The 9152-nt window shown below is 55.3% G+C and carries 7 protein-coding genes; 4 read left to right on the top strand and 3 right to left on the bottom strand.

Annotation, left to right across the window (positions count from 1 at the left end; all coding sequences use genetic code 11):
* Positions 1–157: 157 nt before the first annotated feature.
* Together rpiB and ABX962_RS21610 are read right to left on the bottom strand one after the other, a co-directional pair.
* Positions 158–670, bottom strand: coding sequence for a ribose 5-phosphate isomerase B (rpiB, locus tag ABX962_RS21615; RefSeq protein ID WP_372722208.1), 513 nt, complete (start codon positions 668–670; stop codon positions 158–160).
* Positions 671–682: 12 nt separating this feature from the next.
* Complete coding sequence (locus ABX962_RS21610; RefSeq protein WP_372722206.1) at positions 683–1858, bottom strand: Sua5/YciO/YrdC/YwlC family protein; 1176 nt, start codon at positions 1856–1858, stop codon at positions 683–685.
* Between the two features lie 207 nt (positions 1859–2065).
* Here ABX962_RS21610 and ABX962_RS21605 point away from each other — a divergent pair, with 207 nt between their 5' ends.
* Positions 2066–3007 carry an NHL repeat-containing protein gene (locus ABX962_RS21605; protein ID WP_372722210.1) on the top strand — a complete coding sequence of 314 codons (942 nt, stop codon included), beginning with the start codon at positions 2066–2068 and terminating at the stop codon, positions 3005–3007.
* Positions 3008–3117: 110 nt separating this feature from the next.
* On the opposite strand, the gene ABX962_RS21600 is transcribed toward ABX962_RS21605, so the two are convergent.
* Complete coding sequence (locus ABX962_RS21600) at positions 3118–4533, bottom strand: hypothetical protein (RefSeq protein WP_372722204.1); 1416 nt, start codon at positions 4531–4533, stop codon at positions 3118–3120.
* 260 nt (positions 4534–4793) lie between these two features.
* Here ABX962_RS21600 and ABX962_RS21595 point away from each other — a divergent pair, with 260 nt between their 5' ends.
* From ABX962_RS21595 to ABX962_RS21585, 3 genes are read left to right on the top strand one after another with little or no spacing between them, the layout of a single operon-like run.
* The gene (locus ABX962_RS21595; protein ID WP_372722202.1) at positions 4794–5420 is read left to right on the top strand and encodes a sigma-70 family RNA polymerase sigma factor; all 627 of its coding nucleotides are present in this window, start codon (positions 4794–4796) and stop codon (positions 5418–5420) included.
* On the top strand, positions 5417–7003 hold the full coding sequence (locus ABX962_RS21590) for a serine/threonine-protein kinase (RefSeq protein WP_372722200.1): 1587 nt from the start codon (positions 5417–5419) through the stop codon (positions 7001–7003). The genes ABX962_RS21595 and ABX962_RS21590 overlap by 4 nt, the downstream gene beginning before the upstream one ends.
* Complete coding sequence (locus tag ABX962_RS21585; protein WP_372722198.1) at positions 6993–8912, top strand: hypothetical protein; 1920 nt, start codon at positions 6993–6995, stop codon at positions 8910–8912. The genes ABX962_RS21590 and ABX962_RS21585 overlap by 11 nt, the downstream gene beginning before the upstream one ends.
* The last annotated feature ends 240 nt before the right edge of the window (positions 8913–9152 follow it).

Below are 9152 nucleotides of genomic sequence, written 5' to 3'. Positions count from 1 at the left end.
TCGCACAGCAGTGTTTGCGCCAGCAGGTTGGCGGTGGTTCGCTTGCCAACCCCCGGTTGGCCGACAAACAGAAAGCTGCCCGTCAATCGGCCTTTGCGGATCGCGTTGGCAAACCAAGCTTCGATTTGCTTGTGACCAATCAAGTTGGACCAATTCATCAACGCTGCGGTCCTTTGGGACCCGAGGAGGGTTGGGCCGATTCTGCAGCGGCAGAGTCACAGCGAAGATTGGCTTTTTCGATCGTGCAAATTTTCTGGACCCGTTTGTTATGCCGGCCGCCATCGAATTCAGTCTTTAGCCACAACAGCACGAGATCGTCGATCGGACGTTCGCCAATCAAATCGCCGGGCAAACAGAGCACGTTGACATCGTTGTGTCGCCGACTCATTTCGATCAAGACTTCGTCGTAACACGAAGCGGCACGAACGCCTAAAAATTTGTTAGCGGTAATCGCCATCCCGATCCCGGTGCCGCAGATCAAAATACCGCGATCGGCTTCCCCGTTACTCACTTTTTTGGCCACCAGACTGGCGAGGTCTGGGTAATCACAGGCTGTATCACTATTGGTCCCTTCATCGCTGACCGTAAAACCGGCTGCGGCAAGGGATTGCATCAACTTTGCTTTGATATGAACGCCACGGTGATCGCTTGCTAAGCAAATCTTCAGCATCTTGTCACCTATTTATTCTTGGCTTTTGATTTCGGTAGGGAAAAAATCCTCGCCGAATGAATCGAGCCATTTTCCTAGTTCTTCGTTTATTTGGTCGGCACAGGCCTCGTAGACCTCCACCGCCATGCCCACGGGGTCACTAATATCGCCCCCGTCTCGTCGCAATGTAAAGACACGTTCGTGCATGTCGGGCCACGCGGCCAAAATCGCCGCTCGATGGCCTCGCGTCATCGTCAGGATCAAATCGGCAACATTGACCACCGATTCATCGAGCGGACGACTGCTGTGGCCGGTCAAATCCAGCCCCCGTGACCCCATCACGGCAACGGCTTGCGGACTCGCGCCGGAACCACTCGATGCCGCCACGCCCGCCGAGATGACACGCACGGCATCATCGCATCCGGTTCGCTTGTTCAATTGTTCACGTAAAAGAGTCTCTGCCATTGGACTACGGCAGGTATTTCCGGTGCAGACCACCGCGATCACAGGTTTCACAAATTGGTTCATAGCAGCACGTTCAATCACGCCTTCGCGAAGCAACTCCCAGCGATTGCCACTGACTCGGACAACCGTCGTGACACCACCATAGCGTGTCGGGCCATCGTCGAGCAGCAGTGGCAATTCGTCGCCATATTTTTCCACCATTCTAGCGGCAACCGTGGCAATCTCGGTCCCCTCGTCGGGCTGAAAACTAGCCAAGACCAACGGACCCGACAAATAACGGTGAATTTGATCCAAAACCGAGTGGTCGACCACTCGAAAACTGACATATCCATCCTTGTCCACCACCTGGTCGTGGACTCCGACGGGCAATTGAGATAAAGCCGAAAAGGGCTCGGGACATTGCACCATCGCCGTCAGCGGCCCCGGCCAGCAACGTCGCAACAGTCGCCGCAGTGTGCTCGAAGCCGTGCCGACAAAATCGCATGCCCCGTCACGGCTGCGAATCGACAATTCCATCCAATGATGATTCGGTCCCGAATTATTATTCGCCGTAGCAGCCTCGATCTCGCGATTTGCAAGCATTCGTAGCTGCTCGACCCCCTTGGTGCTCAGCGCCAACGCAGCGAGCGTATAGGTCGTTTCAGTTGGCACCCCCACCACTTGCCCTTCAACCAACGCTTGGACAGTTCGATGCACGATGTCTCGCGAATCTTCTGCTGTTTGGAGGTCCAGGATTTTTGGCATGGATCGAGGTCAAAGGGAAAGCGGGCTATTTTTCGACGGTGTTGGCGTTCACAATTGTACGGGCTATTAAAACGTCTTCACAAGTCCGCGTGAGCAACCGAAGTTGTCTCGATCGCGATCTTGGTTGTTACACTAGCACCATTACTACAAAACGAAAACGTGAAGCCGAAAACCACCTTGTCCTCTGCCAAACAATCCCGCCGAACGATGATGTGCGCGTCGCTTGCGCTCGGTTCCAGCATGATTTCAGGCTGCGTTTCGGCTGCGTCCGGCTCCAGTACCCAAATTGTGTGGGGACGACGCGGGTTTAGTGACGGCCGCTTTCTAAAACCGCGAGCGATCGCGATCTCGCCCGCCGACGAATTATTTATTGTCGATACCACCGGGCGGATCCAAGTTTTTGACGTCGATGGGAATTTCCAGCGAAGTTGGAAAACACCGGACACCGAAAACGGACGGCCCACCGGATTGGCTGTCGAAACGCCACCAGGCCCCAACTCCATCCCAAACTTGCTGGTCGCCGACACCCATTATTATCGCACGCTTGCCTACACACTCAGCGGTGAACTTTGCAGCGACAAGCAAATCGGGGGAGTCGCTGGCCATTCGCCGGGCGAGTTTGCCTTTGTCACCGACACGGTTTGCGATCAGGAAGGCTGTTTTTATATCGGCGAGTATGGTGATTCGGATCGCATTCAAAAATTTGATCCCGATCGAAACTTTTTGACGCAGTGGGGCGGCACGGGAAATGAGCACGGCCAATTTGTCCGTCCGCAAAGTCTCGTCGTGCGTGATCATGTGTTATGGGTCGCCGATGCCTGTAACCATCGTATCCAATGTTTCGATATCCGCGAAGAAACGCCAAAGTTGATCAACGTCTTCGGTCAAGAAGGCGACGCCGCGGGCGAATTTTATTATCCCTACGATTTGGCCTTCGCCAGTGATGGCACGCTGATCGTCTGCGAGTACGGCAACCAGCGGCTACAGCGATTCACGCCGGAGGGCAAATGGATCGCCACCTGGGGTGCTCCGGGATTCCAGCCCGGTCAATTGTATCAGCCTTGGGGTGTGGTGGTCGATTCGCAAGACCGTGTGCATGTCTTGGACAGCAACAATCACCGCGTCCAGCGTCTCGCCCTGTTCAGCTGAATGTGGGATAGGCTTCCAGCCTGTCATGGGTATTCCTAGACCTTCCCGTAGCGAAACTCGCCAAGAGTTTCGGATGCAGCTGAGATCGACGAAACTCTCCGCGAGTTCCACTATTTGATTTCTTTCAGATCGGCACGGCTCTCCTCATAAGTGGTGTCAAACGCCAGCGCCGCAGGGTCGGGAGCGACGCCCCAATTGCCGCACGCGGTTTGATAGACCTCGGGCCACCAATTTCGATGCTCCGTCAAACCTTGCTCTTTATACGCTCGCCAATGGCTGAGCACTTTGGACCAACAGCGGTCACCGTAATCGAGAGCTTCGTTGAGCGAAGCGAATTTTGGGACATACCAACGACGACCGATCTGTGCATGCAACACCTCGTCGGCCCAATCAAAATCTTGAAACAGCCCCGACAACGGATCGCCGCTTTCCATTGCGACTTCCCATTCGTATCGCTTTCCCGTTTTGGGCATCAATCCTTGCTCGATAAAAAACAACACGCCATGACGCTCGCGTGCGTTGAGCTGCGTATTCAAGTTGCGTGACCAAGTGAAATTGATCGGGATTTTTGTCCAGTCGATTCCTTGCGCAACAAATCCGACTTCGCCCATCATCGCGTGCCGTGCTTCGTCCCACAGCTGCCGCGACATCTCGGCGTGAAAATCCCACGGTTCCTCGTCACCGATCTCCACCAAGATGCTCGCCATCATCTCGGGCACATCCAATTCTCGGATTCGCTTGTAGTACATCATCAACGTCTTGTCGCGAGCGGTAAAACGCGAGTCGTACAAGAACGCTTCGGGATTGACGCCGGCATTGAATGAATCCTGGAACCGTTCATCACGCCGAGGTTCCGCTTGATAGACGAACGGCGTCCGGCTGTGTATCGGCTCGGGGACCGATGTGTCGCTTGTCGCGGTACCATCCAATTCACCGGCCGCGCGAAGACACTGCTGCAAACAATCGACCCAAGCTTGCATCGCCGCGCGTTGGTCACGGTCAACCAAACATGCAATCGATTGTTCACCCAGTTGATGGACTTCATCGATTTCAAATTCGATCAGCTTTGCGATGCGGATCGAGGGAGCGTCGGCAAGCGGATGCGCGTCGGTTTTGAATCGTTGACACGCCTCGAGAATCGCTGGAAACGCCACCTCATAGACCCCGACCAGAAACTCGTTCGTCGTTGGCGCCGCGGCGATTTCGTCCATCAATCGCTCGAGTCCAGGATGAGGTACCTTGTCGAGCCCCAGCGGAGGTTCACGCATCTCGCCGACACGGCGGCGAATCGAGCTGACTTGTTCGCTGCACAGGTAGGCGTGATGGCTAAACAGTGTTTTGAGTTCATAAATCGGCTCGGCCGTGATCTTTGCCGTCAGCGTTTCGTACAGCCGCTTGAAAACAAAGTGCAGCCGTTTCCAGCGTTTCGCACTCTCCTGGACACTCCAGTCGCACTGGATGGCCCGCTCGAGCGAACCGAGTCCCGCCAACGAAGGAAGACCGCGGTAGGATTGATAGTCTTGCATATTCTTATTTTCTAGCGGGGTGTCGGTCGACGCAGCGTCTCACGGAACAATGGCAGTTTGGAACAGCATGCCAAGAGGAAAAACCGACTGAAATTATGAGCGATGGCGACTTTGACCGCAATCTTTTGCCTCGCAGCCGACGGCAGCCGAGAAATATTGATTTTATTTCTTGTCCGGCGTCAGATCAGAGCCACGCAAAGGGTCATACTGTTAGTCGCTGCGTGCTCTCTATTCCTTTCTTATCGCGAATCAGTTTTAGCATGACGCCTTGGCCGACCCCCAATCCGCTACTGATTTCGGAGATCGGCGATCTCGCCAACCACGCTGCGTGGCAGCGGTTTGATGCGTTGTATCGCCCGGTGATCTATCGATTTGCGCGGCGACGTGGACTCGACCATCATGCCGCCGACGAAGTGGTCGCCGATGTGATCCGGCGAGTCGCGCGAGCGGCCAGCCGATGGCATCGACCGGGCGACCAGGAATGCGAACAGAAACCGCCAGACCGTTTTGCGGCATGGCTAAACCGCGTGTCGCGAAACTCGCTCGTCAATGTTGTTTGTCGCGATTTGAATCATCGAGGCATCGGCGGAACGACGCATCAGATCACGCTCGAGTCGCGACCGGCGGCGACCGAGGATTCTCGCCACGATTGGGAGAACGATCGCCAGCGAGTCTTGATTCGCCTGGCTGCCGACGCAATACGCGATGATTATGACCACGCCAGCTGGGATGCATTCTGGTCCACTCACGTCGAAGGCGAATCGATCGACAGTGTCACAAAGCGACTGGGCAAATCACGCGGTGCGATCTATGCCATTCGCAGCCGAATCGTGCGGCGATTACGCGAACAAGTGCAGCAAATCGAGGCCGAGGAGGATCGATCATGAATCCTGATGCCGAAGTTTGTTTAGCCGAAGTCGACTTTCAGGCAATTTTGTCGGGCACGCAAGATCGGCGGATGGAACAACATCTGGACCATTGCCAACAATGTGCATCACGGCTGGAACAACTGGCCGCAGACGAAACGTTTTGGCAAGCCTCGTCCCATAGTTTGAGCGAGGATTTTCTGGACGCGCCCACCGGTGATGAAACCGATGTATCGGTACAGCTATCGCCGGTCCTGCGTGCAATTTTGTCGCCCAGCGATGATCCTCATTCACTTGGACGCATTGGCCGATTCGAGATCTGCGGGATTGTCGGCAGCGGCGGCATGGGCACCGTGCTGAAGGCACGCGATGTGGATATCGATCGTATCGTCGCATTGAAACTGCCTGCCGCCCATCTGTTGGAACTCCCCTCCGCATTGGAGCGGATTGAACGCGAAGCCCGCTCGGCCGCCACGATTCGCCATCCCAACATCATCGAAATTTATCAGGTCGATCGCTGGCAAGGGATCCCGTACTTGGTGATGCCCTATTTGCCCGGGCCCTCGCTGATGTCGCGGTTAGAGAAACATGGCAAGCTGGACGTTTTGGATGCGATCCGGATTGCCCGGCAAACCGCCTCGGCACTTGCCGCCGCTCATCAACACGGCGTCGTCCATCGCGATGTGAAACCCGGCAACATTTTATTGGGCAAGGGAACCGAACAAGCGGTGTTGACCGATTTCGGGATCGCCAAAATCCAAGACGATGTTTCGATGACCAACACAGGCGTGATTGTCGGAACGCCAGGATTTTTGTCGCCAGAACAAGCACGCGGGAACGAAGCCGGCCCGCAGAGCGATTTGTATTCGCTTGGCACGGTGCTGTGGTCGATGTTGACGGGCGAGCCGCCGATGCAGGGATTGCCGACGCATACGATTGTCGCCGCGATCGCGAGCGGCGAGATGCCCAAACTCGCTCAAGCTGATTGCGATCTTCCCACGTGGGTCTATCGGTTGGTTGATTGGTTTCACGCGTTTGATCCTGACGATCGGCCGGAAACCGCGGCCGAATGTGAAACGATCCTGCGAGCGTGTGAGCAACATTTACTCGATCCCGTGAGGTGTAAATTGCCATCTCGTTTACAACATCGCCGCCGAATGTTGCCCGCACTCCTCGGCGTGCTATTGCTGCTGATTGTGATCACGATCAGTCTCACGGGATTTCACCAATGGCCATCCGCTGAGGGCTTGTCGCCGCAACCGATCGCTTCGCAACGAGCAAACCGAAACTCGCGCGTCGACGCTTCGGGGTCGACGAGCCAAGCCGTCACTGCTGCCATTCCGCAAAAATCGATGTCGGCGGGATCACCGCAGCCGAACATGGGCGATCCGTCGTTCGCCCCGGCACAGACATCCGTCGCTGGCACCGGTTTTTCAACCGTTGCGATAACGTCGTTACGTGGCAATGAGGATTCGGAAATCGATCAGCTGGAATCCACCCTGCAAGAACTTGATCTGGAAATGACCGCTCTGACCGAAGAACTCGATCGTTTACGCGATAACAAAACACTCACTCCAACGGACGAGAACAACGATGGAAACTAAGCTCTCAAAGACAAGCGGCGTCTTGACGTTTCTGGCGGTGATCTCGATTTGGGGGTCGCCTCTGTATTCGCAAGAACCGAATTCGCAAGCACCGAAAAACCGGATTCATGTTGTGGGTCCCGATGGCAAATACGCTGCCGACACAATTGTTCATCGATTCACGGGAGGCAAACTTGTGTTCATGCCCGATGGCAAGGTCATCCTTAACGGTGAGAAAGCTAGGAGAGGAGTTCACGGTTACGATCGTCTAATAGATGAGGGAGAAGGCATCCAGGTCGAATACCCGCACGAGTTGGGCGGCATGGAAAGTATGGGCATGGATGGAGGAGGAGGTGGCGAGATGATGATGGGGATGGGGATGGGGTCCGACATGGGAATGGAAATGGGAATGGAGGAAATGGGTGCCGAAGAATCGCACAAAACCCCGTCAAACGTTCTGTATACGGTGCCTGGAGAGCAGGATATCTTCTTCGCTACCAACCCGAAAAACGAGTTCGCCTTTGTCCCTTGGACCTCCAACCTTGTCAAGAAAATTCAATTGCGTGAACCAGCGACGCTGACGTTTTCAGTGCCTCGGCACTATGCAGCCGATCGTTACGTAGTGTTGGCGGTGTGGACGAACGGATTTGTTTATCCGCAGTTTCCGCACGAGCAACCGATACCGCTGAGCAGCCAAAAAGACGGTGTTCCTGGCGGCGAATCATTCCGAGACGAAACTGGCCCTGGTACGGCTGATTGGCGTTTCCATTGGTTCGTGTCCTATTGGCAAGTCGCTCCGCTGACGGAACCAGAAGAGAAGGATGCCGATGGCTTTCACACGGCATCGGTGACAATGCCGCCTGGCGAAGTTCGCGTGACGTTGGTTCCCAAAGAGCGTTTTGAGGAAGTGCAGCACAGCGTGAAACTATTAAACCAATTATCGTTGACCGGTGGCCCAAGTCGAATTGTGGTGGCAAGATCTGGTAAGACTGCCAGCACCGACGACACTCCTGTCGCACTGGTGGAAAATGGAGCAGTGGATCTGGAAATCCACGGCGATTTGACCGAAGCGGCGATGCCCGATTGGTCCAGCGACGAACAATTGATCGTGTTGACACGGATTAGTGACACATCCCAAAAACCAAATTTGACGCACGCCGATGACTACGTTCGTTGGGCCAACTCGACACGCGATGAGCGGTCGGAATATCGACCACTGGGGATCGTCGCCCATCTGACAGCAGATGGAACCTACTTGGCGGTCGGTCTATTGCCCGGTGAATATCAGGCGTGGAAGGTCGCTAAGTCGAAATTGGAGCGAGGAACTGAGTTTCGCCGAGCGCTACCGATTGAACTCCTTACCGCAATACCCGCTGGTCCCACGACGAATGGAATCACCCCACTAAAAATAACAGCAAAACTCGACACGCCTTCGTCATCAAATACTTTCAAGTTGCCGACCATAAATCAAGGAAGTGCACGACAATCGGTTGGTGACGATCCGTTTGCAGCACCAAACACTAACGGAACAAAATATTATGGGAAGCGAACTGTTGGTTCTTACGCCCCGGCAATTGAACCGAGTGCTGCTGCCAGAGAACGAAAACGTCGCATCCTGATGCTCGCCAAACAGATTCAGGAAATGGATCGACGTGTCGAAGTGGCCAAACACATGCTGACCGAACTGATGCGAGAAGAGAATATGATCCCGGCTCGTGACCCTTTTGCTGACCCGTTCACAGAGAAAGCGGATCCTTTCGGAGGCGATCCCTTCGGCGGAGGACCAGCCGCGAACGCAGATCCGTTTGCTGCGGACCCGTTCGGAGGAAGCTCCGCTAAGGTGGATCCATTTAGCAGCGAGCCGATGCAGGATCCCTTTGCGGCTCCGCGGTCGCCGCAACCTCCTTCGGCGGATCCATTTGCGCCGTAAGTCGTAGCGAAAGTGGCGAAGACTGCGCAGTTTTTTTGCCACCTCTCCACCAACTTCGTCGGGTGAGGGGGCCGACCGAGCAACTCGCTTGCAGGGAATAACGCCATTCGCACTGGGATTGCTCGGATGATAGCGCGGTCGCCCCCTCACCCGAGCAACGCCTTAAGGGCGTGCTCGACCTCTCCCCCGACTTCGTCGGTGGAGAGGTGACTGCTGTAGGACGGAAGAAAGACTCACCCC

It is taken from the genome of Novipirellula sp. (assembly GCF_041583735.1).
In the GTDB taxonomy this organism is placed as follows: domain Bacteria; phylum Planctomycetota; class Planctomycetia; order Pirellulales; family Pirellulaceae; genus Novipirellula.
This window is presented reverse-complemented; position numbering and strand designations above follow the sequence as displayed.